Here is a 26,777-nt window from a genome sequence, read left to right as displayed (position 1 = left end):
TTTTATGCAAAAGCCTAATTTTAAATTCTTTTCTAAGCAATTTTTTTGATGACTTAAAAAAAATGCTTTGGATTGATTACCGATAAAAATAGTCAAGCAAAACTATTTGTGGTTAGAATTAAAATAATCTAATAAAAAGATAAATGTCAATTAAACCAGAAACAACAACTTTTGATGCTATTGTAGTGGGTACCGGAGTCAGTGGAGGATGGGCAGCAAAAGAGCTTTGCGAGAACGGGCTTAAAACTTTAGTTCTGGAACGTGGAAGAATGGTACAACATGTAGTTGATTATCCAACTATGAACCTTGATCCGTGGGACTTACCAAATGGAGGTGAGACCCCAGCTAAAATAAAGGAAAAATATCCAAAGCAATCGCGTTGGGGTTTTGATGAAACCACACGTCATTTTTTTAATGACGATTCAAAATATGATTATGATGAAACAAAAAGATTTGATTGGATTCGAGGTACACAGGTTGGTGGCCGTTCCCTCATATGGGGCAAGCAAACCTATCGTTGGTCAGATTTGGATTTCGAAGCCAATGTCAAAGATGGTATTGGTGTAGACTGGCCTATTCGATATAAAGATTTAAAGCCATGGTATGAGCATGTGGAAAAACATGTAGGTATTAGTGGAGAGGCCCTAGGGTTGCCCCATTTACCGGACAGCGTGTTTTTAAAACCTATGGAACTCAATTGCGTGGAAGAGCATTTAAAGAATGGTATTTCTGAAAAATATGATGATCGTGTACTAACCATAGGTAGGGTTGCTCATATTACGGAAGGGTCAAAACCGGGGGCAGGAAGAGGAACCTGCCAATACAGGAACCGTTGCAAACGCGGGTGTCCGTACGGTGGTTATTTTAGCTCAAATTCATCAACACTTCCCATGGCAGAGGCTACAGGAAATATGACGCTAAGACCAGATTCTATTGTTTGCGAGGTATTGTACGACAAGGAAACAAAAAAAGCTACAGGAGTCAAGATTGTAGACGCCAATACTAAGGAAGTAATAGAGTTTAAATCTAAAATAGTCTTCTTGTGTGCTTCGTCCATGGCTTCTACGGCAATTTTGATGCAATCAAAGTCAGATGTTTTTCCAAACGGTATGGGCAATGCCAGTGGTGAATTGGGACACAATATCATGGATCACCAATTAGGTGGTGGTGCAAGCGGAAAAATAGATGGCTATGATGATAAGTACTATAAAGGACGAAGACCTAACGGGTTTTATATACCAAGGTTTAGAAATGTAGATTCCACCTCTAAAAAAGTAGATTTTATACGGGGTTACGGATACCAAGGTAGTGCCGGGCGTAATGACTTTAGTACTTTGATTCCTGAGTATGCCTACGGAGAAGAATTGAAAGCAGCCATGCTGGAACCTGGAGGTTGGCGAATTAACTTAGGCGGTTTTGGAGAAGTATTGCCGTATCATGAAAACCATATGTCATTAAATTATGATAAGCTTGATGACTACGGTTTACCTACAATTGTTTTTGATGCCGAGTTCAAAGATAACGAGAAACGGATGAAAAAAGATTGGATAGAGCAGGCCCAAGAAATGTTGGAAAATTCAGGCTTTAAAGATGTCAGGGCCAACAAAAGGGAATCGTACATGGGAGGCGGTATTCACGAAATGGGTACGGCTAGAATGGGTAAGGACCCAAAAACTTCGGTTTTGAATAAATACAACCAGCTGCATGAAGTGCCTAATGTATATGTTACCGATGGGGCTTGTATGACCTCTGCAGGATGTCAAAATCCTTCACTAACATACATGGCTCTAACGGCAAGAGCAGCCAATCATGCTGTAGAGGAATTAAAGAAAATGAATATTTAAACAACTGTTTTGGAAAGAAGAAAAGCACTAAAGAACATTGGGTTATCGCTAGGTTCCTTAACCATGTCATCTGCCGTAGTCACACTTATTCAAAGTTGTACCCAAGAAAAAAAGGTTTCATGGAACCCTGTATTTTTTTCACCCGATGAAGCTGATATTGTTTCAAAGACCTTAGAGGTAATGATACCTAAGACTCCAGATGTGCCTGGAGCAACAGATTTGAACTTGGCCCAATTTATAGATGGCTATCTAGATGTTATATCTACGGAAAAAGAAAAAACTGCATTTAAAGCAGGTGTAGAGCAGTATTTGTCTACAACCCTTGAAAAATCTGGAAAGAACGTTTCAACTGATTTAACGGAAGGTGATATAGAAAAAAGGGTGGCCCATTATTTTAAGGCTGATGCCGAGAATAAAAAGAAATGGAATATGGAGGTAGCTGCCTCCGAAAAGGAGGGAGCTCAACTACTATCCGATGATGCGGTTAATTTTTTTGTTTTGAATTCATTACGAAACAGGGGAATAGAAGCTTTTAAAGTCAGTAAAATTATTGGGGAAGAGGTCTTGGCCTATGACCCTATTCCGGGCGCGCAAAAAGGATGTGTAGATTTACAGGAAGTATCGGGAGGCAGAGCTTGGTCTTTGTAACTTTCTTTATGCTCCATATCTTGGTCAATTACATTTTTAGTACCAACTTATTGCCACATTTATCCGAGAACAACAAAGCCCAGCTTTAAAAGCTGGGCTTTGTTGTTCTTCCCAAATAGTAATGGGTAATTTTATTTAGCCGGTTGAGGATACGAAAAGCGGTAAGTTCCTGAACCCAGTTCAAGCTGTACACCTTGCTGTGTTTGCTTTAAGTTTTTTTGCATTTCGGCTTTTAACTTAGCGCTGTTTAGCTTAATGTTTTCTAGTGTAGCTCCCGATAACGTTACAGATGCGGTAGTATTAGCGGGTATGGTTACTTCATAATGAAATTCGCCATCTTTTATCTCCCAGTCAGATTTTATTTTTCCATAAAGGGATATGAATTCAGCCTTTGCAGCTGTCAACCCTCCACCTGGGTGAGGGTCAAATATGATGTGTTTATAACCTGGTTTTTTAGGGTCTATTCTCAATCCTCCTACATGGGTATAAAGCCATTCTCCAATGGCACCGTACGAATAGTGATTAAAACTGTTCATACCTTCAATAATAGTCCCGTCAGGTTTTTGCGTGTCCCATCGTTCCCAAATAGTAGTGGCTCCCATGGTTATTGGATAAAGCCAGGATGGAAATTCCTTTCTGTTGAGTAACATAAAGGCCAAATCATCGCGTCCTATTTTGGAAAGGGTTGTGCAGAGTAGGGGAGTCCCTAAAAACCCTGTAGTCAAATGCCCGAATTTTTTCACGTCCTGAGCGAAGTATTCAGCGGATTTTTTCTTTAAATTTTCAGGAATCAGATCAAAGGAAAGGGCCATTGCATAAGCTGTTTGCGTGTGAGAGACCAAACGCCCGTTTGGGGTAACATACTCCTGTACAAAAGCTTTTTTTATGTTTTTGGCTTGCTGAGCATATTTCTCAATGTCTTCGGTTTTTCCTAATACTTCGGCTATTTTGCTAAAGAGTGATGTGGAATAATAAGCATAGGCGGTAGCAATTAAATCTTTTTCGGTTACGGAACCATTGTAGTCGGGTTTGTCCGCATTATAGGCTAACCAGTCTCCCCAATGCCAATGTTTAGGGTCGTTCCATAAATAATCGTCACCAGATTTTTTGGCCATGTAGTCAACCCAACCTTTCATACTGTCGTATTGCTCTTCCAAAATGCGTTTATCGCCGTATGATTGATATACGGTCCAAGGTATTATTACAGCGGCATCTGCCCAGCCAGTGGCACCACCTTTAGCGCTAACACCCTTGCCTCCCGTTAAAATGTCAGGCACTACGTTGGTCACGGATCCGTTATCGTGCTGGTCCAAGGCTAAATCTTTTAACCATTTTGTATAAAATGTAGCTACGTCAAAATTAAAAGCAGCAGTCATGCTAAAAACTTGAGCATCACCTGTCCAACCCGCTCGTTCATCGCGCTGTGGACAGTCTGTAGGAATATCTAAAAAGTTGTCTCGTTGTCCCCATTGAATATTACTCTGTAATTGATTGATCATTGGGTCTGAAGTTGTAAAACTTCCGGTAGGCGTGATATCCGAATGAATCACAATTCCTGTAATAGCGTCAGGATTTAGGTTACCTGGGTAATCTATAACCTGTATGTATCTAAAACCATGGGAGGTAAAATGTGGTTCAAAAATTTCTTCTCCTTCACCTTTTAAAATATAGTTGTCTGTTGCCTCAGCTGCTCGTAGGTTTTTGGTGTAAAAATTACCATCTTTATCAAGGACTTCCGCAAATTTAAGGGTCACCTTATGGCCTTTAGGACCTTTAACCTTCATTCTGGCCCAGCCCACTATGTTTTGTCCTAAATCCAATACCAACTCTCCTTTGGGGGTGGTAATGAGCTTTTTGGGTTTTATTTCTTCAGTTGCTCTTACCGGAGGTCCTTGTGGCGCTACCAGAATATCTTTGGAATGGTCTAAGATTTCCACTTTTTTCCAATTACTATCATCAAATCCGTTTTGATTCCAACCGTCCATTTCTAATCGGGCATCGTATTTTTCACCATTGTACATATCAGATTCAAGTATAGGGCCGTAAGATGCTTTCCAATCACCATTACTTACTATAGTTTCACTACTTCCATCGGCATAGTTTATATGTAATTGTACTAAAAGGGCAAGTTGGTTTCCGTAAAAGGCATAATCGCCTTTCCAGCCTATGTTTCCTCTATACCAACCATCGCCTACAATAGCACCTATGGCATTATTGTCTCTCAGCATATTCGTTACATCGTAGGTCTGGTACTGCAACCTTTTGTTATAGGTAGTGTAGCCAGGCGTAAAAAGGTCATTACCTACTTTTTTCCCGTTCAGGTAAAGTTCATAGACTCCCAAAGAAGTGGCTTGTACCTTGGCCGAAACAATGGTTTTATTCGTTTGGAACTCCGTTCTAAAGTACTGCGACGGATGTGATTTTTTTTCTGCAGTAATGTCGTTCATAGCAATGTACGATGCAGTCCATAGGGCTTTGTCTAAAATACCCATTTCCCAATAGGCGGGAGTACTCCACGCCGAAGCTCTGTTTTTGTTGTCCCAAACCCGGACTTGCCAATATACTCGCTGCATAGATTGCAGTTTAGGGCCTTCGTAGATTACGTTTACGGATTGGTCACTTTCAACTTTTCCTGAAGTCCAAATAAGATTTTTACCTTCTTGCAGATTAACCTTTGAGTCCGCTACGCGAATTTCATAAGCTGTCTGGATCACATTTCTCTCGTCTGAGTTCAATTGCCAACTTAATCTGGGTTTGAGGACGTCAATACCAATAGGGTTGGTTTTGTATTCTGTAACTAGCTGGTACACCTGGGCCTTTTTTATGCTGAAGGCCGTTAGTCCCATGGTTAGGATAATAAGGAGTAAAGAGGTGATCTTTGTCTTGTGTTTCATTTTCAGCGAGTTTGAGTTGTTCTTGTTGAGTTAATTAGTATTTTAGTTTTTCTCTGTCCCAAAATTCCGAAGACCCGGTACAATTTTAATGTTCAGCATGGAATTATCCACAGGCCATTTTAGCACTACCAATTGTTGGCTATAGTCGTCCCAAATAAAATCGGATGGATTTCCGTTTTCAGGAGATTTGTAGACTTCAAGACCTATGTTTTTTAATGGGTTGTGATACAGTATAAAATCATCGTTGATAATAATTGAGAAACCATCAGGGTAATGCCGGTCTGCTCCAATGAAAATTTTAGAGGCTCCTTTACTATTATTGGATTTTATCTTTAAATTGAGTGTACGCGTCGCAAAATTGTATAAGAAAGATTGTATATCTCCGGCAATTATTTGAGGGAAAGGTCTTGAAATAATGTCAGTAATATATTTTCGTTCTACTGTTCCCGCATCCATTTCATCACTAAAAATCGCCCATGTAGATGGGCCGCCAGGAAGGAAGTTTTGCATGCTTCGGTTTCCTAAAAACCAAGCTTTTATAGAACCTATTCCCATGCGGTCAAAAATCTCCGCTGTTTTTATGTAAAGCTCCCTGTACTCTAATTGGCCAAGGTGACCAGATGTAAGAGTGTCTGTAGTAGCAAAGGTGGGAAAGCCCCATTCGCCTACTAAAATTGGCGCTTCAAGCATGTCAGATTCCCTATCGAACCTATCCATAACAGGCTTGATGAAATCTATTTTGTTTTGGTAAATGTGCGGTGCGAAAATGATATTTTTCCGATTTACGGGTGCCGTTATCTCTGCATATTGATTATTGTCAATTCCTTCTCCTTTGTTCATGAAAATGGATTGGAGCAATATCTTTTTATCAGGATTTATATTATGGCTTTCGTCTATAATTTTTTGATATAATGGTATTAAGTACGTATTGGTCAAATCCTCATAGGAAATATTCATGGTCAATTTTCGTGGCTCGTTTACAATGTCATAGCCAAGAACAGAGGTATCGTTCGCATATCTTTTCCAAATTACTTTCCAAGCGTTAATATAGGTTTGGTGTTCATTTTTCTTGTTTGTCCAAAACTCTTCCCATGAAAATCTGGTAACCCCGTAGACCGTTAGCTTAAAGACAGTTTTCATGCCAGAGTTTCTTCCTAGGGAAACAAGTGAGTCTAGTTTTTTTAAGTACGTTTGGTCTAGGCTTCCACCAGGAAAGGAACTTAACTTGCCCAACTCTAAACGGATGACCTGAGCGTTGGCGCCCATACGCACCATTCTTTTATAATCGTCAGAATCAAAAAAAACTTCTCCTTTATGGTCGTTAGTGTTAATTACAAAACCCCGTGTAATAACGTGCCTGCCGGAATCATCTCTAAGTCCGTGTTTAATTTGAGATATTGCGGTCATAGAGGTTAAGAGCAATGCTAGTAACCCAACATTTTTTTTATTTGATATAGCTTGGAATTTATTTTTCATTTTCGGAGGTAAAATACGTTCTTGGATAGTGATATCTATCTTGTACTATCCTGTTTAATAAATGTTCTTATGCCAATAGCCACGTGTTTATTTGGAGCCATTAAGCTGAATGGTTTGACATTCTGAATATTTGGAGAACCTATTTTCTTGATCCCAAACCCTCACTTTCCAAAAGTACGTTTGGCCATCTTTTAGATATATTCTTCCATCTTTATAAGCTTTGGCAACCTTTTGGATTACTTGGCCACTGTTCCATAAATCACCTATATTTTGGTCTAATTTTTTCTTTGAGGTAGCCAATAAAATTTGATAGGAGGTTTGTTCAAAGTTTTTAGTGGGTACCTGCCATTGAAATTCGGGTATAGATTGTGGTGCTTCTGTAATGTTGACCTTTAATGCTGTAGGACCATTGAAATAAGTATCACTTTTTTCATTTATAAGTGCATTGCACTTGGTCCTTAGCTTCTCTAAAACGGATTTAAATTCTGGGTCTTTAGCTAGGTTCTTTGTTTCTTGTGGGTCGTTTTTTATATGATACAGTTCTTCGAGCGACATATTATTTACATACCTGAAATATTTCCATTCTTTGGTGCGTACCCCTTCACTGGGTGGTATATGTTCAAATTCCCAGAGATGTTCAAACAGAACGGTATCTCTTTTCAAACTGGTTTGTTCTTTTGTGGCAACGGGCATAAGACTTTTACCGTGCCAATTTTGTGGAATTTGAATTCCTGCCAAATCCAAAATTGTAGGTGCAATGTCTATGTTAAGGGCCATTTCTTTACTGTCCTTCTGGTTTTTTACACGTGGGTCAAAAACAATCAGTGGAACTCTTAGTGAATTATCATATAACAACCATTTACCGGCCATTTGGCGCTCTCCTAAAAAGTATCCGTTATCACCCATTAGAATGATGACTGTGTTCTTATAAAGCCCTTTCTTTTTTAGTTCTTTTCTAATTTTTTTTATTTCTCGGTCAATGCCGGAAATCATGCGGTAATATCCTTTAACACTATACTGGTATTTCTCAGGTGTGTCATAACGCCATCTCCATCTTAATCTGTTAAAACCGGATTTAACAAAATCTGGCTGTGATTTAAAGTATAGGTCATCAGAGAGTTTTGCTGGTGGTATGATTGTGTTTTTAAGAAGTTTATCCGATTCGTCTTGCCAAAAATATTGGTCTTTGGCTGAGTCGTGCGCATGGGGCGCACTAAAACTAAGTGACAGGCAAAAGGGTTGAGAGCTATTTTTTGAATCTATAAAATCAATTGCTTTTTGACCCGTATATCTGGTAAGGTGTACTGTGTCCTTACCTATTGTTTTGTAGTAATACCCACGTTTGTCCGGGTATTTATCTTTACGGTCATAAGATTCAAACTCGTTAAATTGTTTTTTGAGTCCATCATAGTGTACACCATATTTTCCGTAAAAGGCAGTATAGTATCCGTTATCCTTTAAAATTTTAGGATAGGAATTTTGCATATATACATCACGAATTTTCTTTGTACTAAAATTGTAGTTGTGTGAACGTTCGTAAAGCCCAGTAAGGATACTGGCCCGGCTTGCCGCACAAATAGGCGTGGTGACCATAGCGTTCTTAAAATAGGTGCCTTCTTTGGCCAATTTGTCCATTTCCGGGGTGGAAATGAGTTCATTACCTGCGTAACCCAAAGCATCAAACCGCTGATCGTCCGTTAATATGAAAATAATATTAGGTTTGTCATGATTTTGGTCTGCTGATTTTTGTCCCCAAAAGTTTATGGAATGCACCATGGATAGAACTAAAATAATCAGGCCTATTTTGTTTTTTTCTATTTTCATTTGGATTTTTTGTTTTTAAGAAATCAGCCCCAGTCTAGGAAAAGAATTGTTTAATTTTTTATTGGCTTCTTTTTGTAAAAGAGAGAAGTCCTGTTGATTTAAGGGTAAATATGGTTTGTACCCGTCTGTCAATAAAACTCCTTAAAGAACTTTATTAGGATAAATACCCTCCGGAATACATACAAATAGACCAGAGGATATTTTTTGAATAGTGGGGTGCTTAATGGATAGTGTTTAGTTGTTTGGAGTAGGGTAGGGCCTATTCCTAACTGGGTCGTTAAGGCTGTGACCTATTCCATTATTGAATACGTAATTATGGTTCCTTACCGTTTCGTTGTTACCTCCTCCAAATGCCGAGTTGGGTAAAGGAACGGGGTTTTGGTTTATTTGTATGCTCCACAGGGCGTTACGTCTCATATAGATCACACCGTCTTCCCCGGGTATAAGGGTTTGGAATTTAACGCTAACATCCGTTTCTAATAAGACATTGGTCTGGGTAATGTAGGTAGTAACGATATGATACTTTAGAATTAATCGTAAGACATCTAAGTCTGCCCTTGCCATTATTTCTTCAGGAGTCTCTCCTTCCTCAATTTCTTCGGAACCGGTTATAAGATCTATAACGTCTCCATTTCCTAAGAAGGAGTTGTTATTGAGAAGAAGGTAGGTTCGTTCATTATTGGCTGAATTGTATTCATCAACCATATCGGCAGCTTCAATTGCGGCCTTTAGATAGTTGAAATTATCACCTATTAACTCACCTTCATCATCCAATTCCAATGCTCGGCCAGAATTTATGAATTCCCAAGCTGTAATTTCTGCAAACGGATCTACTATATCCACTTCGGGTTCAAAAACGAAGCGTTCTTGAACAGGAAGGTCGCAACCTATGAACAGGCAAACTATGCTTAGAATGCTCCAAGTTTTAAGAATATGTATACTTTTCATTTTTTTAATTTTATGTTTTCAGTTTAATAACCAGTAGTTTGCTCCAGATTTTCATTTTCTAGCAAGTGTTCTTCAAAAACCGGTAGAAACAAACGCTCCTCTGTTAATGGCACTCCTTCTTCGGAACTACTTAAAATAGGGTTCATAATTTCGATAGCTCTTCCTGTTCGTATAAGGTCCCACCATCTGTGGGCCTCTCCAAACAACTCCAATTGACGCTCATCTAGAATGAAAAGCTCCCTTTCTTCAACGGAAACTCCAAATTCTATTGCATCTACAAGAGGAAGCTGTCGGGCGGTCCTGATTTCGTTTACCAACTCTAAGGCCCTGGCATCATTGCCCAACCTGTTTTCCAGCTCGGCTAAATACAGAAGTGTTCCGGAATATCTATATAGAACAATATCCGTATCATCAAACTGAACATTATAATTGGACTTATTGTATTTGGCCATTCTGGCCTCTCCAATTTCTCTCACACTTAAATCTGCTCCTCCCTCTCTAGAAAAATAGAAGCGATAGTCTCCATATATTGGAACAAGAGAGTCTCTTTCTGTACCGTTTTCATCTGTAATAATGATAGTTTCTGCTAATGCGGGTTCTGTGTCCGGATATTTTGTAACCCACTCTAAAGAATCTACAGGGAATTTTTCACGCCATTTGTTCTCTAAATTTGTGGACATTAAATAAGAGGGTACACCTGCAAAAAAGAGGCTGAAAATTCCAGATCTGTTTACATTGCCTCCACCGGCAGGTTCTGTAATGTTATAATTAACTGACATAATCAATTCCGGACCGGTTTGGAATTTTAACGGCCCTGCTTGATCGCCTTCTAGACCATTGTCGTTCAGGAAAAGGTTTTGCCAATCTTCCGGGGTGTTGGTCAAACTGAACCTATTGCTGTTCACTACTTTTAAAAGTGCTTCACGAGCGGCTTCATCGTTGCCTAGATAACCATAAACTTCAGCTTGTAGAGACCACAGGCTCGTTAAGGAAAACCTGTAGGGATCTGTTAATCTGTTTATGGTGAAATTTTCTTCAGCGGCCAACATGTCCGGTATAATGACCTCATTTATTATAGTGTTGGCATCCGTTCTAGGTTTGGCCAATGCCTCTATGTCTTCGGCACTTGCTGTGGGCTCCATAAATAAAGGAACATCGCCCCAAACACGTATGGCTTGAAAATAGGCAAAAGCTCTAAGGGCTTGTGCCTCCGCTAATAAGTTGGCGTCAAAATTTGGTATAGTTGGAATTTGTGAAATGGCAAAATTTGCTCTATTGATCATATCGTACCAGTTGCCCCAGTCCAAAGCTTGACTATTTCCTTGGGTTACATTGTTATTGGCAAGTTCCGCGTTATTTGGATTGGCAGCTTCATTAAGGTCATAATTGTCAGCCCTGAACTCGCCCCAATAAAAATGTTGGAGCCTCACGGCACCTTGCATGGCGTCATATGTACCTATTACCGAGCCTAAAGCGTCTTTGTTGGTCCTGAAAAAACCATTTGGGTTAATTTCACTTATTGGTGATTCGTCTACCAAATCGTCGCACGATAGTGCAAATGAAACAACCAAAGTAGCCAAGGCTATTTTTAGTATATGTTTATGTGTGTATATAGATTTCATTGTTTCTTAATTTTAAAATTTAAGATTTAAGCCTAATATTACTTCACGGTCGTTTGGAAATCTTAAACCATCATTACCTGGTTGAAGTGGATTACCGCGTGTTCCCAATTCTGGATTAAATCCTGTGTAATTTGTCCAAGTAACCAGATTATTGGCAGATATGTAGAATGCACACTTTTTAAAGATGTTCATTTTGTCCAAAACTGATTTTGGTAACTCGTACCCAAGACGAACAAATCTTAGTTTTATGAAACTTCCATCTTCAACAAAAAAGCTATTGGGTCTTTCCCGGTTCTGTGCCACTCGGGTCAATCTAGGATAAACGGTAACATCTCCTGGGTTCTGCCAAGCACCGTCAATACGAAAAGGACCAGGAGTTTCTACACTATTGTTTAAATCATCACGTTCTTCGTCCCATCTTTTCCAAACGTCATTACCAAAGGTGTAATCCAAAAGGAAGCTTAAACTCAGTTCTTTGTACTTAAAATCATTGGAGAAACCACCAAAGGTTGTAGGTAGTCCATTTCCAATGGTCTGGCGATCTTCGGTAGTAATATTAAAATCTCCGTCTAGGTCTTCCCATATGATGTCTCCACCTTGTGGGGTAGCTCCTCCATTTTTCATTTGGTTAACATTACCCGTATAGTTCTGGCCGTTTAGGGTATAATTCTCAAAATCTCCGGATGCATTAAAATTAGGTGTAAGCTGTACGCCGGCATCGGTATACGCATTAGACTCGTCATATTGGTAAACACCAAGGTTTTTGTATCCTGAAATGTTACCAATTGGCTGTCCCTCCTCAATTAAGTAATCACCGCTTCTAAAAGGAGTGCCTCCTGCTAATTTGGTAACTTCATTTTCTTGGATAGTGATATTAAAGTTACTGTTCCAACTAAAGTCTTTTGTTCTTAATATGGTACCGCTAAGATTAAACTCAAGCCCTTGGTTCCTTACGGCTCCAACATTTTGGCGAATACCGTTAAAGCCAGATTCTTCCGGTAATTGAACGGTTGCCAACAAATCTTCGGTATCTTTTCTCCAAGCTTCAAATGTAAACGTTAACCTGTTCTTGAACATACCAAGATCAAAACCAAGGTTGGTTTGGTTGGTGCTTTCCCAGCTTAACTCCGGGTTACCGAGCCTAGTAGGAGAAACTCCACTTACGTCGTTATAAATGGCTCCTGGTAAAAATGCCGAAACAAAATCGTAATCTCCAATCCTGTCATTACCGGTCTCACCATAACTAGCTCTTATAAGTAAATTATTAACAACACCGCTATTCTTAAGGAAAGGCTCGTTACTAACACGCCAGCCTACTGAACCCGATGGGAAATAACCAAATTCTTTATTGTCACCAAAACGAGATGAACCATCACGTCTTATAGTACCACTTATGAGATAGCGGTTGTCAAAATCGTAATTAAACCCTCCGAACAAAGAGAACAGATTACTTCGGGAGTTGAAGGTTTGCCCAGCATTGATTGCAAGGTCTTCCGGTATGGCATTATTAAATGTCCTAATGTCTTCAGAGACAAATTCAGTACTGTTAAGACCAAAATTCTCTCCAAAACGACGCTGAATCTGCATACCTGCGAACCCTGATACACTATGTTTTCCAAAAGTGTTGTTGTAGTTCATGAAATTTTCTTGCTGGATGTCGTAATCTATTCGATCTCGAAAACTTCCCTCTGCATTTACTGCTCTTCTACTCAATACCAATAATGGAGAAAATATATTATCTCTTCTTAGCCTAAAGTTTAGACCCAGTGTAGATTTTAGGGAAAATGAAGGGGTAATTTTATATTGTATGGAATTAAAACTTTGACCTCGCCAAGTTCTTAGTTTCTGGGTACGTAGTTCAGCTTCTGCCAGTGGGTTTTGTCTACTGAACAAATCAGGTGTGTAAGTGCCATCAGGCTGAAAGAGTGGGTAATATGGAATACGCTGCACCAGTTGTGTAAAAACCTGAAATTCGCTTAAACCGTTAAGCTCTTCAAAAGACCCATTAAATGAAGTACTCACCGTCAGTTTTTTACTTGGTGTAAAGTCTAATTTAAATCTAGTGTTGATTCTTTTAAAATCACTGTTAAGGACAATACCGTCCTCTTCTAAATATCCTGTATTCCAATAGGCTTTTAATTTATCGCTGCCAGAACTTAGTGAAACATTTATTTGATTACGGATGCCGGCTTTTGTAATCAAATCTTGCAAATCAGCAGAATTTCTCACCAATAGGCTTAGTGAATCCCTATCACGACCGGCAGGGGTTTCCCTTTGTTGGGGTGTTCTTCGTACATCTTCATAAAATAAGCGCTGTCTTGTATTGGATACCGGAATTGCACCGTTTAAGGTATTGATTCCTGTTACAACATTTACGTCTACGTTTACTTCCCCCGATTTTCCCGACTTGGTTGTTATAAGTACTACACCATTTGCTCCTCTTGTTCCATAAATAGCTGTAGTAGCTCCATCTTTTAGCACTTCTAAGGAGGCAATATCATTTGGGTCTATGTTATCTATGTTATCTAGTTGCTGCCCATCTACCACATAAAGAGGACCCGTACCGCCAGCGCTAAAGGTAGAAGTTCCCCTTACTCTAATATCAAAAGAACCACCAGGGCCACTGTTTGATGCGATTTGAACTCCCGCTAAACGACCTTGTACCCCTTCAAAAGCGTTGGTAGGGGTGACTTGGGCAATATCTTCAGACTTTACAGAAGACAATGCACCTAGTACTTTTTCGCGAGAAACTGCAGCGTAACCAATTACAACTACTTCATCTAAAGCTTGTGAATCTTCTTCAAGAGTAACATCTATTACCGTTTTTTTACTAGAAGATCGTTCTACGGTTTTATAACCTATGTAGGAAAATACTAGAGTTTTACTGCCGTCGGAAAGTTTAATACTGTAATTACCATCAAAGTCGGATACCGATCCGTTGTTAGTGCCTTTTTGTACAATGTTCACACCTGGTATGGGCAGGCCGTCCGCAGCAATTACCGTTCCATTGACCGTCTTTTGCTGGGCACTGGCATAGTAACTGGCCAAGAACATTATGGACAGAGCCAAAAAGCGTTTAAAATGTTCGTGAAAGTTTCTTTTCATCTCGTTAAATTTAGTTTTGTTGAGTATTTGTTTGAATCGAACAGGGGAGGAAGCAGTCTTAGTTTTACTACCAGGTCTTAGGCGCCTATTAAGAGAGAACTATATCCCTTTTCCCATTAAATTCGCTTGACCAATGATACTTATTTGGATTAAAAGTACTTGCCTGTACCATGCTGAAATTCAGTAGTTTTGTACGTTTTTACCCCTTTGAAGTATTATTGTGTACCATCTATAACAGCGATAAAATAATATTTATGTTTAAGGTAAAATTTAAGTTATTGATTTGGGGGTGGATATAGTCTAATACAAATTTAGGCTAAGTGTATTGTAGGAGGAATTGGTGCTTTTCCCGATTGTGGTCTGAGTGATAACGTTTGATTGCTGGGTATCCCAAGATTGATGAAAATGTTCTCTAAAGCGTATGAATAGAGTTGTGCAGTTCCTTTTTGGAATGGGTATGGAGCCGTTGCATTTCTTCTACACATTAATCTCAAAATGTTCCGGATTATATTTCCGCTTGCCAATAGATATAAAATGTTCTTTTCGAGTTTTAAAGTGTGTAAATACAGTAAAAAAGGCGCATAAAAAAGAGGGACAAAATGAATTTGCCCCTCTTTACCAACTAACTCAAAACAACTCAAAAAAAAATTGTCAACAATGTAAAACAGTGCTCATGTTTTATCGGTACCCATTGTTGGTTGGATCTGACTCCAATAACGCAGGATTTATTTGTAATTCTTGTAATGGAATAGGTAATAACACATGGTAAGGTTTAATATTCAGATTAGGTTGCCAGAAACGGTATTCCAAATTTTGGACTACATCCATTAAAATTCCCCATCTTATCAAATCGTACCGTCTATGGGCCTCACCCGCTAACTCCCACTTACGCTCATCATAAATGGCCTCCCTAAATTCTTGTTGGCTGAGTCCTACAAGCTCCCATTCAGATTGTGTAGCATAAGCCCGCTCTCTAACTGCATGAATGTATTGATATGCATTTGCTGGACCGTTTAGTTCATTTTCACATTCGGCCGCCATAAGGTAGACATCGGCCAACCTAAATATTAACCTATTGTCTTTGTGATTAAACCTAGGAGAATCAGATGTGTTTAAATTCCAGATTTTTGGCATGTAAGGGAAGTTAAGTTCAAACCCTAAATAATTGTCCATCACATTTAAAGGCCGTCTTAAATCGTTAAGAGGAAATTTTTCGGCAAAATCTTTTGATGCAACTTGTAAACCAGTTCCGTTAAAAGCTTCGCCATTGGCAGAAAGAGCACTTGCCAATGCAGCACGTTCACTAGAGTTCTTTGGTTCGTCTCTAAGACGTGGACTAAACATACTTGGCCTCCAGTTTCCGTTACCAAAAACACTAGGTAAACTACCATCGGCCCTTACCGTACCTTCTTCAAATTGGCCTCTAATATCTTTGGCAAAATCCAAGGACCAAATAATCTCTGCATTGTACTCATTTGAGGGGGCAAAAACTTCTTCATAAGTAGGCAATAATGAATGGCCGGACTGGTTCATGATTTCTAAACACTTATCCAACGCAGGTCTCCAGTCTTTTTGTTTCATGTAGATTTTTGCAGCTATAATGGCTGCTACCCACTTAGAGGCTCTCCCGCTATCGTCACCGCTATAGGAACTGGGTAAGTTTGCTTGTGCAAACTCTAAATCAGCCATGACTCCACTAATAATCGTAGCCTCATCTGTTCTTCCTAAAACTCTAACCTCGTCCAACGGTAATGCTTCGGTATAATATGGTGCGTCTCCCCAAAGATTGGTAATATGCCAATAACATAAAGCGCGTATTAATGTAGTTTCGGCAATTATATTGGTCTGTGCTTCTTGGGATATTGCATCGTTACCCGTTACTCTTTCAATTATGATATTCGTATTGAAAATAACTCTGTACAAATCTTTCCAAGTATCCGAAACACTCATTTTTTGAACGGAAACATCTGCCAATGCCTCATTCATGGAGTAATTGCCAATAGGCTCTACAAAATCAGCGGCACGGTTAGGCTCAATTATATCTGCACCATTGTCATAAAAATGATCTAGACCTACTTGCCCGTAGATAGAGTTGTTCTTTAGAATTGCGTATATACCGTTCACAGCCTGTCTTGCGTCGTTTTCCGAAGCAAAGAATGTTTCAGGGGCAATAAGGGCTCTTGGCTCCTCTTCTAAAAACTTCTCACAGCTAAATCCTGAGAAGATTACTAAGACATATAAAATTATAGTTTTTGTTTTCATCTGTGTTGTTGTTAAAAAGTTACGTTTAGACCAAGTGTTACAACTCGCGGATTAGGATATTCTCCATTAGAGTATCCTTGGGCTATATTACCCAGACCGTTTCTCCCAAAACTACTGGTCTCAGGGTCTATTAATCTAAAATCGGAAAACAGTAATAGGTTACTTCCGGAAACATAAAGACTCATGTTTTTGACTGTGTCTCCCCATCCCATTTTATCCATTGGAAAATTATATGCCAATCTTGCCGTTTTGAGTCGTACATGCGATCCGTCTTCTACATATTCCGAGTTACTAGGGGTATTGGTTACAGAGTCCGCACCAGCTCTTGGAATATCTGAGGTAGTATTGCTTTCTGTCCAACGATTACGTAAGTCTCCAAATTTTGTGGTTTCTCCACGGTTAAAGTAGTGGTTACGTGTTCTTAAGTTGAATACTTCATTGCCTTTAGTTCCTTGAAAATGAAAGGAAAAGTCCAAGTTCTTATAGGTAAATGTATTTTGTAGTCCAAAAATCAGGTCTGGGGTAGGGTCTCCCAAGACAACATTATCTTCGGTTGAAATTATACCATCTCCATTTAAATCTTCAAACCTGGATCCACCAACCACTTGGGGAGAAGTTAAGCCCGAAGCATCAATTTCTTCCTGACTTTTCCAGGTTCCCAAATACCTTACTCCCGTAAAGACTGGAACCGGTTGGCCTACTATAAGGCGTGTATTTCCTGATCCCAAAATTTCATCGACTGTAACATCTATAAAATCAACGCCGCCAAGATCCAATATTTTGTTTTTGTTGGATGACAATGTTAAGGTAGAGTTCCAGCTAAAGTTATCATTTTGGATATTTTTGGAGTTTACAAGAAGTTCCCATCCTTTATTTTCCAATGATCCAACATTTTGCAATTGGCTGGTAAAACCGGTCTGTCTAGGAATGGTAACGTCTAACAGTAAGTCGTTTGTTTCTTTCTGATAATAGTTAAACTCCGTAAATAGAGCACCACCGAACATTGATGCTTCCAAGGCAATATCAAAAGAAGTGGTAGTTTCCCATTTTAAACTGGGGTTGGAAGGTCTTCCTAGGGTCAATCCAGGAATTTCGGAACCGTTCAGGGTCGTATTCGCTTCGGTCAATAACCCTAGGGTTCTATATGGACCAATAGCTTGATTACCAGACTTGCCATAACTTGTTCTCAGCTTTAAATCTTTAAAAAAGCTTTGGTTTTGCATGAAGCCTTCTTCGCTTATTTTCCAGGCTCCTGCCACAGAAGGGTAAAATTCATACTTGTTTCCTGAAGCAAATACAGAGCTACCATCTGTTCTTCCCACTAAGGTGAAAAGGTATTTATCCTTATAAGAATAGTTGATTCTTCCAAAAAATGATGCAATCTGAAATCCAGTATAGTCACTGTTAATTACAGATCTTGTAGGATCGGAGAAACCTAAATTGTTGAATCCAACGGCATCGCTAGTAATACCAAATGCTTCTGCTTCGGTAACTTCGGTCGATACTTTTTGAAACGAAGCGCCACCAAGTAAGGTTAAGTTGTGGTTTTCACTAAAATCTGATTGGTATTGAATTGTGTTCTCATTGTTCCAACCGTTACTGGCAACAGTGCGTACACTTGCTCTACCCAAATCATCTACTATAAGTAAATCCGGACTTTGGCTAGAGATAAACCTATTTTGCTTGGTGTTATTGAATTCTGGACTAAATGTAGATCTGATCATCCAATTTTCCCATGGTTTGTATTCCAAATAGGCCGTGGCCAATAGATTATTGGTAAAGGTTTCATTTGTATTCAAAGCAATATTTGCTATTGGGTTGGAGAAAGGGGTACCAATAACTTCATCAAAACCGTTAAAAGTTCCGTCATCATTATAAATAGGTTGAGTGGGTAATATGGCAAAGGCGTTTCCAAAACTTACCACTCCGTTATCTTGACTTATCCTAGAATAGTTAATGCGAAACCCTGTTTTTAGTTTTTCATTTAGCTTAATGTCTAAATTTGAGCGGAAAATATATTTCTGTATTCCAGAACTCTTTATAATACCATCTTGATCGAAAAAATTTAATGAGTTGTAATAGTTTACGTTCCCATTTTCAGATGATCCGGCAATAGAAATATCCGCATTGTAGATAGGAGATGGGTCCATTAGCAAATCGTACCAGTCATTATCCGGATAGCTAGATGGGGCGTTAGGAAATGGCTCTGCGGCCGATCTAAACCGGGCACTTTCATTTGTAAACGCTATTTGTTCTGCTTGGGTAAGCATATCAGGTTGTTCAGGCACCATTTGCATACTGGTATATAAGCCTACACTAACCTGCGGTTTTCCAAATCCGGCTCCAGCACCATTTTTAGTAGTTACCAACACCACACCATTTGCTCCTCTAGAGCCATAAATGGCAATAGAAGATGCATCTTTTAGAATTTCTATGGATTTAATGTCATTTGCATTAATATTGTTGAGGTTAAAATTGGTTCCTACTACAATACCATCTATTACCCAAAGAGGCTCGTTGCTTCCTGTGATTGAATTTCCTCCACGAACCCTAATTACGGTACCTGCCCCTGGCGCACCACTAGTTTGGGTAACTTGTACACCGGCGGCTCTACCTTGAAGTACTTGATCTACACGTGAAGATGGTACTTGGGTAATGTCTTCGGAACTTACGGATGCAACGGAACCGGTCAAATCCGATTTTCGCTGTGTACCGTATCCAATAACCACAACTTCGTCCAAGGCTTGGGTATCTTCGCTCAAGGTTACGTTTACTATAGTTTTGCTACCAACTTCTTCTTCCGTGCTCCGGTATCCTATGTAGGTGAATATTAAAATATCGGACCCATCATTAAGGTTAATCGTATAGTTACCATCAAAATCGGATACAACACCGTTTGTTGTCCCTTTTTGCACAATATTTACTCCGGGAATAGGTACGCCTTGTACATCAGTTACCGTTCCGGTTACATTGGTTTGTTGTGCAGTAGCGTAAAAGCTAGCAATGTTCAATAGAAACAGTGTTAACAACCATTTCATTTTCTTTAAATTAGGTTCTTTCATTTCTTTTCCCTTTTGAGTTTAAATCGATTGGTGTTAAGTTTTTTAAGCAATAGAAGGCTCGTATATTAGAGCTGATTTGGAGGTAAAATATGACTCTTAATCTTTTGTTAACAACATGACAATATTATGTTAACGGGATGAGTTAACTTACCTGTACTATGCTGTAAATAAAGTGTTTTGTACTTTTTTACTCCTTTTCTGAACGGATGTATACCTCTTTCGTTTCCCGTATTAAAGGATGAGGAATAATGGTGTAGAATTTAAGAAAGACGTAGTGGTGTACAAGTACATGGAAAGCCTGAAAAGTTGAATGGTAGTATGTATTGGAAAAACTGTTCTATGGATTTAATTGAGTTATTTTTGATTTTCCGTATGCCAGAATAGAGAGGAAATTAATGTGGAAATATAGGGCTATGCTAAAGTATATTGAGGGCTATTTTATGTATTAGAATAGGAGATGTAAAACGAGTGACAAAGCAAAAAAATAGCAGCTACATGATTCTAATGTAGCTGCTATTTTTTAAAATTGTATTGAAGAATTCTATCTAGGTATGCCTAAAGATTTGTCTTCTGAAACTTCTTGCTAAATAGTAAGAAGAGTAGCCCACAGAGTAGCCATGCAGGAAGGGTCACGAATGAAAGGAATACATCAAATTGAATTGAAATAAAATAAAATAATCCAAAGCTGATGGCCCATGCTAGAAATACGGATCTGTTGAACTTGATATTGGCAATCTCAGCATAGTTTTTAACTATTCCGGCCTGCTTGTGGAAGAAGTGCTCAAAAACAATAACGGCGCCAAAGGGTGCGAGTATAAAGCCGTACAGAGCTACAAACCCTAGGAGTTTCATAGCAAAAGCGGGGAATAGCCCGGCTATGGTTGCAATGGTTCCGGCAATGATGGTTACCCAGAAGGTAGACAGTTTAGGTAAGATGGCCTGAAAAGCCAAGCCTGCTCTATATATTGTAGGGTTAGCAGTGGTCCATCCGGCAAGTACCACCGCTATGATACCAAATATGCCTATGGCGTTGTTGGCTAAAGGACCTGGTGCCACCGGTGGAGCCTCTCCATTGGAGAGAAATGCTTGTGCTTCTGGGGATTTTAGGTAGACTGCATAGAGTAGTGCGGCCGCAATCCATGCCATGTAATGGCCCACATACATACCTGCAGCAGTGGTCCATCCCGCATTGGCATTCTTTGCAAACCTGAATACAGAGAGATCGGACATGCCCACATGCATGGCGGCATTGGCAAACCAAGACCAGATAACCACGTGCCAGAAGGTGTATTTAAGCTGTCCGGGGAAGGGCTCTGAACCTTCTCCCCATATATTCCAGAAATCGGCAAAACTCTTTACGCCCAATTGATTTAAGGCTACAATACCTGAAGCCAAGAAGGCCAGTACAATTATGGGCGACATATAATTGGCGGCCTTGGATACGGTATCGTATCCTTTTGAGGCAATGAGCGAGATTACAGCACCAATAAGGATTACGATAATGACCCATGTAGCGCCGTTAGGTGTGGTATCGGTCAATTTTGGCATTTCCATATCAAAGGGGATTCCCACGGCGGTGGCCGAAACGGTTATCATGGCGCCGGCAAGAAAACAAAATAAGATACCGTTGGCCAGGTTATAACCTATGACCAGTTTTTTGCCGCATATTTTTTCGAATTGATAGTAGAGGGTTAGCCTGTTTGCCACGGCAATCTTTGCAGTAAGAAACCTCCAGCTCAGTACGGCTAGCAGGTTACCTATAAGAAGCCCTACAATCAAGTCAAAAGCACTGACACCTGCAGTTAAGAACAGTGGGCCAATCATAAATTCGGTACCTGCGGCATGTTCTCCCGCATACATTCCCAAAAAGCTCTTCCACCCCTTTAGTTTGGAGGTGGGTACGGGCTCTCTTTCAAATTCTCCCCCTGCTATTTCCTCAATTATTTCTTCCTCGTGATGGTTTTGGCTCATACTATTGGTTGTTTAGTTGAATAAGATGTTTAGGTAAGTCCTCTACGCGTTCGCAGCATAGTTGGTCCATGACCTGTTTGAACTGCGTCCTTAACATGGCAATGGTGTGGTCGCCTCCTTTGTTTCCCAGTGCCCCGCACCCGTAGAGGAATGACCTTCCCATAAAGGTGAACTTTGCCCCGCTGGCCATGGTCCTTGCGATATCGGGACCCGAACGCAGTCCGCTGTCCATCATGATCTCTATCCGGTCACCGTATTTTCCTGCTATCTCGGCAAGGGAACTAATGGTGGACTGAGCGGCGTCCAGCTGCCTTCCGCCATGGTTGGAAACGATGATGCCGTCGAACCCCATGCGAATGGCGTCCTGGGTGTCCCGTTCCGATGCCACGCCCTTGAGTACGAGTTTCCCCTTCCATCTGTCGCGGATGGGCCCTATCCTTTCCTCGTTCAACCGTCCCGAAAAGGTTCTGTCCATGAACTGTCCCAACTGTTTCAGGTTGAGGCCTTCGGGCGTATAGGGCCTCAAGGTCTCAAAAGTGGGCTGCCCGTATTTCAGGGTGTTCATGGCCCAAGTGGGCCTGCCCAGAATCTGCAGGATATTGGCCAGCGACATTTTCGGGGGCAGTGCCAGCCCGTTGCGGATGTCCCGCGGCCTGTATCCAAAGGTGGGCACGTCGCAGAGCAGTACCAGTACGGGGCAGCCGGCGGCCTCGGCCCTGTTGATGATATCGTCGCGAAGGGCATCTTCGGCGGGGTTGTACAGCTGGAACCAGGCATTGCCCTCTGTCAGTTCGCTGGCCCGTTCTATATCCATCGTGGTAACGGTGCTCAGGATAAAGGGTATGTTGTTCTTGAACGCCGATCTGGCCAATATCTCGGGCGAATTGGGCCACATCAGTCCCTGGAGCCCAACGGGGGCTATCCCGAACGGGGCATCGAACTCCATGCCCAAAACTTTGGTCCTGGTCGAACCGGTCCCCTGGTTCCTCAGGTACCTAGGTTGTAACTGTACCTTGCGGATGTCCGAGGTGTTCCTTGCTATGCTTACGTCCTCGTTGCAGCCACCGTCCAGATACTCAAAGGCGAACCTGGGTATACGTTTCATGGCCTTGTTTCTCAAATCGTCCATTGAAGGATATGCGGGGTTGAATTCCTTGTTCATAAGATGGGTCTATTTTAGGCTGAACGGCCGGTGTTTCTTGATAGCGTAGTTTTTGTCCAGGAACGAGGGCTCCAGCTCCGTATCGGAAATAACGATTGCGGCCCCAAGGGCGGACCCCAACGATGAATCCGTTGTGCTGAGCTTCATGTTCCCCATGTAATGGGATAGGAGCTGGATGTAGATCTTGTTGTCGCTAAAACCCCCGTCCACATAAAGTTGGTCTATTTCGGAACTCCCCATCGCCGCCCTTACACTTTTCTCCTGGAGCAGTACCAGTTCCAGCATCAGCTGGTGGTAGGCATGCTCGAACCTGTCGTAGGGTATCGAGGTGCTCTCGGGCATGTCCGCTGAGGACATGGTGTCCCATTTGAACATGTGCACGAAATCCTTGTTGATCTCGAAAAAGGTATCCTGATCGAACTCCACCTGCTTATGGGCGTCAGGGGAGACGTTGAAGTGCTCCGCGAGCGCCCTTACCTGTAGCTTGTACTCGTTGCCCAGGAACAGGCGGGAAACCTTTACGGGACTTCCGTCTATCCTCATGTTGAACAAGGAGCCGTTCCCGATATCGCCGGTACTGAGCATCCCCGGGTTAAAAGGGTTTATGGAAATGCTCCATGTGCCCGTGGAGACCAATATGAAAGGTTTTTTGGCGCTCTTGATGTAGGGCAGTAGGGCGGAGGAACTGTCGTGTATGCCAACGCCCATTTTGATCGTCCTGCCCTTATAGTCCACCGGAACGGTCTTTCTGGAAGACACCAGTGGCGGTAATTTCTTGTCGATGCCCTCTTGATAGACCCATGAATGGTAGTCCTTTTTTTCGAAGTCCCAGAGCATGGTGTGGCACCCGATGCTCGTATATTCGCTTACCGGGACCCCGGTGAACAGATAGCTCAGGTATTGGGGCAGGTGCAGGGAGTACCTTATTTTTTTGAAGGTTTCCGGTCTGGTCCTCTTCAGCCAATATAGGTGCATACCGGTGTTGAGCATGCCCAGTTTTGGGGAACCGGTTACCCTTGACAGTTCGTTCTCGGGCCCGTATTCCTTGTAAAATGAATCAAGGATATCCCCGTTCAGGGGCTTCATGTAGTTGTAGAGGGGCGTGAGCGGTTTCCCGTTTTCGTCCATGTGTACCCAACTGGCGCCGTAACAGGAAAAGTTCAAGGCCTCTATTTCAAATTCGTTGGAAATTAGGATTTTATCGAAAGTTTCCTTTACCCAGTCCTCCAGTGCCCTGAGGTTTTCGGTAGGGTAGCCGTCCTCATCGGTTATCTCTTCAAAACGTACGTATTCACGGTGCACCTCCTGGAAGTTCCCGTCAAAAAGAAAGAACTTTTTGTTGGTCTTCCCGATATCGAATACCGCCGTTACTTTAGTTTTCATGGTGTTGTGGTTATAGTCCGGATGCGACAGAGTCAGCGCCTCTTTCCTTAATTAAATTTTCTCTTACTTTTAAAGATCGATAAGCGTCTAAAGGACTTAAAGCTCCACCTCTGTTTAATCTTGCTCTTTCCAATAGAGGTCTAACATCCGTACGGTAGGCATCTTGAAGAATTTCTTGACATTTGACCACATCATGATTCAATTGTGCCTCGGTCAATAGTTTTTGGTCTACAAGTAGAGCTTTTGCGTGCGCCTCCTGTATGGCCTCTAAAGATTGAATCAAATCCTCTAATGGATCTTTTATGTTATGGCTGGCATCTATCATCCAAGCCGGATATGGATTTTGAGGATTATTTTCCATTCCATAAACCAACGCATTAAAAATCAAAAACAGGGCATAAGGTTTAACACTACCAACGGTAAGGTCATCATCGCCATATTTGCTATCATTAAAATGGAAACCTCCCAGTTTACCCTTTAACATTAATGTAGAAACTATTTGTTCAATATTGGTGTTAGGTAAATGATGTCCCAAATCTACCAATGTATATGCTTTATCTCCACATGCGTTGGCAAGCATGAATGAAGTTCCCCAATCTTGAATTACCGTACTATAAAAATTGGGCTCATAAGGCTTATATTCTATGAACATTTTCCAGTCTTCGGGAAGGGTTTTGTAGATATCCTTAAGGCTATCTTCTGTATTTTGTAATGCAGATTGAAAATTGGTCTGTCCAGGAAAATTAGAACCGTCCGCTAACCAAACCGTTAAACTTTTGGAACCTAGCTTATCTCCAATTTTTATTACCTCTATATTATGTGCTACAGCCTGTTCGCGAGAAGCTTTACTTGTGTTGCTCAAAGAACCGAACTTGTAACTTTCCTTACTGTCCTTTTGGTCCTGGAAGGTGTTGGAGTTGACAGCATCGAAGATAATATCGTGGGAGTCTGCGAGATCCTTTATGGAGTTGTAGTCCGTTGGAACATCCCATGGAATATGTAAAGATATGGCGCCCGCACTTTGTGTAAGTGAATGAATCAGTCCCACATCGTCTATCTTCAGCTCTAGGCTAGAGGGTTCTCCTTGAAACCCGAAACGACCGAAGCGAGTACCGCCGGCCCCTAAGGCCCAACTGGGTATAGCTACTTGGAAGTCCTGTAGTTTCTTGATAATTGCGTTAACGTCGTTCCCCTTGTTGGAAAGGGTATGTGCTAAAAAGTCGAAACGTTCATTGTGACCGGTGATTCCTTTTTGGTTGGCATCACCAAGCCGATTTTTATCTATTCTCATAAAGTTCTTGATTTTGGTAAAAATACTTCCATGGGCCGTACGGCCCATGGAAATAAAAACAAACTAACTCAAAACGATCTATCTTACAAAGGCATTCGCCATGCCCCCGTCCACATTGATAATGTTCCCTGTGGTCTTGTTCAATACGCCCACGCATGCAAATACCCCGTCCGCGATATCCTTGGGGTATATGATCTCGTTCAGGAGGTTGCGTTTGGCGTAATGTGCGGGAAGCTCCTCAACGGTAATCCCGTAGGCCTTTGCACGTCCCTCGGCCCAATCGCCTTCCCATATCTTGCTGCCCACGATCACCCCGTCCGGGTTTACGGTATTGACCCTTATCTTGTCGCCCCCCAGTTCCGCGGCCAATAGGCGCGCCATATGCTGCTGTGCGGCCTTCGCCGTTCCGTAGGCCACGTTGTTGGGCCCGGATACGAGCCCGTTCTTGCTGGCTATGCTTATAAAGTCACCGCCCTTGTCCTGTTTGCGCATGATGGCCACGGCCTGTTTGGCCAGTTCGAACTGCCCCTTTACCAGGACGTCCTGCAGTATGTCCCAATCCTTTTCCGAGGTGTCCTGTAGGGGTTTTGAAATGGCGAGACCCGCGCTGTGCACCACGATGTCCACGCCCCCGAACTCCAGACATGCCTTTTTATAGGCGTCGGCTACCGATGCGCTTTTGGTGACGTCGCACACGGCATAGCTAGCGGTATCCCTTGGGTAGGTGGCTACGCCTTCCTTCAGCCTGTCCTCGGCAATATCGGTCAGTACCACGTTTGCGCCCTCCGCGGCGAGCTTGTCGGCAATGGCCTTTCCTATGCCGCCCCCCGCACCGGTGACCAGGGCTACTTTACGTGACAGAGGTTTCTCCTTTGGCATACGCTGCAGTTTGGCCTCTTCCAACAACCAGTACTCGATATCGAAGGCCTCCTGTCTTGGCAACGATGTATATTCCGTGATGGCTTCCGCACCGCGCATGACGTTTATGGCGTTGACATAGAACTCATTGGCCACACGGGTGGTCTGCTTGTTCTTCGCGAAGCTGAACATGCCTATTCCCGGATAGATGATGATCACCGGACTGGCATCCCTAACGGCGGGGCTATTGGCACGTTTATGGTCGTCGTAGTACGCTTGGTATTCCTTCCTGTACTGTTCAAAGGCGGGACTGAGCTTGGCGAGCACGGCTTCCGTATCGGAAAGGTCCTCGTTGGCATCCAGTTTCAGTACCAACGGCTGGATCTTGGTTCTCAAAAAGTGGTCGGGGCACGAGGTGCCCATGGGC

The 26,777-nt window shown here is 41.6% G+C and carries 15 protein-coding genes; 2 read left to right on the top strand and 13 right to left on the bottom strand.

Annotation, left to right across the window (positions count from 1 at the left end; translation table 11 throughout):
• Window positions 1-143 precede the first annotated feature (143 nt).
• Window positions 144-1,844, top strand: a complete 1,701-nt coding sequence (locus KO513_RS03720; RefSeq protein WP_215441592.1) for a GMC oxidoreductase — start codon at window positions 144-146, stop codon at window positions 1,842-1,844.
• 9 nt (window positions 1,845-1,853) lie between these two features.
• Window positions 1,854-2,492 carry a gluconate 2-dehydrogenase subunit 3 family protein gene (locus KO513_RS03715; RefSeq protein ID WP_215912354.1) on the top strand — a complete coding sequence of 213 codons (639 nt, stop codon included), beginning with the start codon at window positions 1,854-1,856 and terminating at the stop codon, window positions 2,490-2,492.
• 131 nt (window positions 2,493-2,623) lie between these two features.
• Here the strand turns inward: KO513_RS03715 and KO513_RS03710 are convergent, their stop codons facing one another.
• From KO513_RS03710 to KO513_RS03650, 13 genes are all read right to left on the bottom strand, one after another.
• Window positions 2,624-5,386: a glycoside hydrolase family 78 protein gene (locus tag KO513_RS03710; RefSeq protein ID WP_215912353.1), complete on the bottom strand. Its 2,763-nt coding sequence runs from the start codon at window positions 5,384-5,386 to the stop codon at window positions 2,624-2,626.
• 42 nt (window positions 5,387-5,428) lie between these two features.
• Complete coding sequence (locus KO513_RS03705) at window positions 5,429-6,862, bottom strand: cellulase family glycosylhydrolase (RefSeq protein ID WP_215441586.1); 1,434 nt, start codon at window positions 6,860-6,862, stop codon at window positions 5,429-5,431.
• A gap of 87 nt (window positions 6,863-6,949) precedes the next feature.
• On the bottom strand, window positions 6,950-8,686 hold the full coding sequence (locus KO513_RS03700) for a sulfatase family protein (RefSeq protein WP_252735671.1): 1,737 nt from the start codon (window positions 8,684-8,686) through the stop codon (window positions 6,950-6,952).
• A gap of 234 nt (window positions 8,687-8,920) precedes the next feature.
• The gene (locus KO513_RS03695) at window positions 8,921-9,634 is read right to left on the bottom strand and encodes a hypothetical protein (RefSeq protein ID WP_215912352.1); all 714 of its coding nucleotides are present in this window, start codon (window positions 9,632-9,634) and stop codon (window positions 8,921-8,923) included.
• A gap of 23 nt (window positions 9,635-9,657) precedes the next feature.
• Window positions 9,658-11,256, bottom strand: coding sequence for a RagB/SusD family nutrient uptake outer membrane protein (locus KO513_RS03690; protein WP_215912351.1), 1,599 nt, complete (start codon window positions 11,254-11,256; stop codon window positions 9,658-9,660).
• A 12-nt stretch (window positions 11,257-11,268) separates the two neighbouring features.
• The gene (locus tag KO513_RS03685; protein WP_215912350.1) at window positions 11,269-14,361 is read right to left on the bottom strand and encodes a SusC/RagA family TonB-linked outer membrane protein; all 3,093 of its coding nucleotides are present in this window, start codon (window positions 14,359-14,361) and stop codon (window positions 11,269-11,271) included.
• Window positions 14,362-15,039: 678 nt separating this feature from the next.
• Complete coding sequence (locus KO513_RS03680; protein WP_215912349.1) at window positions 15,040-16,623, bottom strand: RagB/SusD family nutrient uptake outer membrane protein; 1,584 nt, start codon at window positions 16,621-16,623, stop codon at window positions 15,040-15,042.
• Window positions 16,624-16,634: 11 nt separating this feature from the next.
• Complete coding sequence (locus tag KO513_RS03675; protein ID WP_252735670.1) at window positions 16,635-19,685, bottom strand: SusC/RagA family TonB-linked outer membrane protein; 3,051 nt, start codon at window positions 19,683-19,685, stop codon at window positions 16,635-16,637.
• 555 nt (window positions 19,686-20,240) lie between these two features.
• A complete protein-coding gene (locus KO513_RS03670; RefSeq protein WP_215441578.1) occupies window positions 20,241-21,656 on the bottom strand; it encodes a purine-cytosine permease family protein in 1,416 nt (471 codons plus the stop codon).
• Window position 21,657: 1 nt separating this feature from the next.
• Window positions 21,658-22,818, bottom strand: a complete 1,161-nt coding sequence (locus tag KO513_RS03665) for an alpha-hydroxy acid oxidase (RefSeq protein ID WP_215912348.1) — start codon at window positions 22,816-22,818, stop codon at window positions 21,658-21,660.
• Window positions 22,819-22,827: 9 nt separating this feature from the next.
• On the bottom strand, window positions 22,828-24,201 hold the full coding sequence (locus tag KO513_RS03660) for an FGGY-family carbohydrate kinase (RefSeq protein WP_215912347.1): 1,374 nt from the start codon (window positions 24,199-24,201) through the stop codon (window positions 22,828-22,830).
• Window positions 24,202-24,211: 10 nt separating this feature from the next.
• Entirely contained in the window at window positions 24,212-25,492 is a 1,281-nt protein-coding gene (locus KO513_RS03655) for a sugar isomerase (protein WP_215912346.1), read from the bottom strand.
• Between the two features lie 78 nt (window positions 25,493-25,570).
• On the bottom strand, window positions 25,571-26,777 hold a 1,207-nt coding region (locus tag KO513_RS03650; protein WP_215912345.1), incomplete at its 5' end, for an SDR family NAD(P)-dependent oxidoreductase.

The organism is Zobellia sp. B3R18 (assembly GCF_018860715.1).
Lineage (GTDB): Bacteria > Bacteroidota > Bacteroidia > Flavobacteriales > Flavobacteriaceae > Zobellia > Zobellia russellii.
This window is presented reverse-complemented; position numbering and strand designations above follow the sequence as displayed.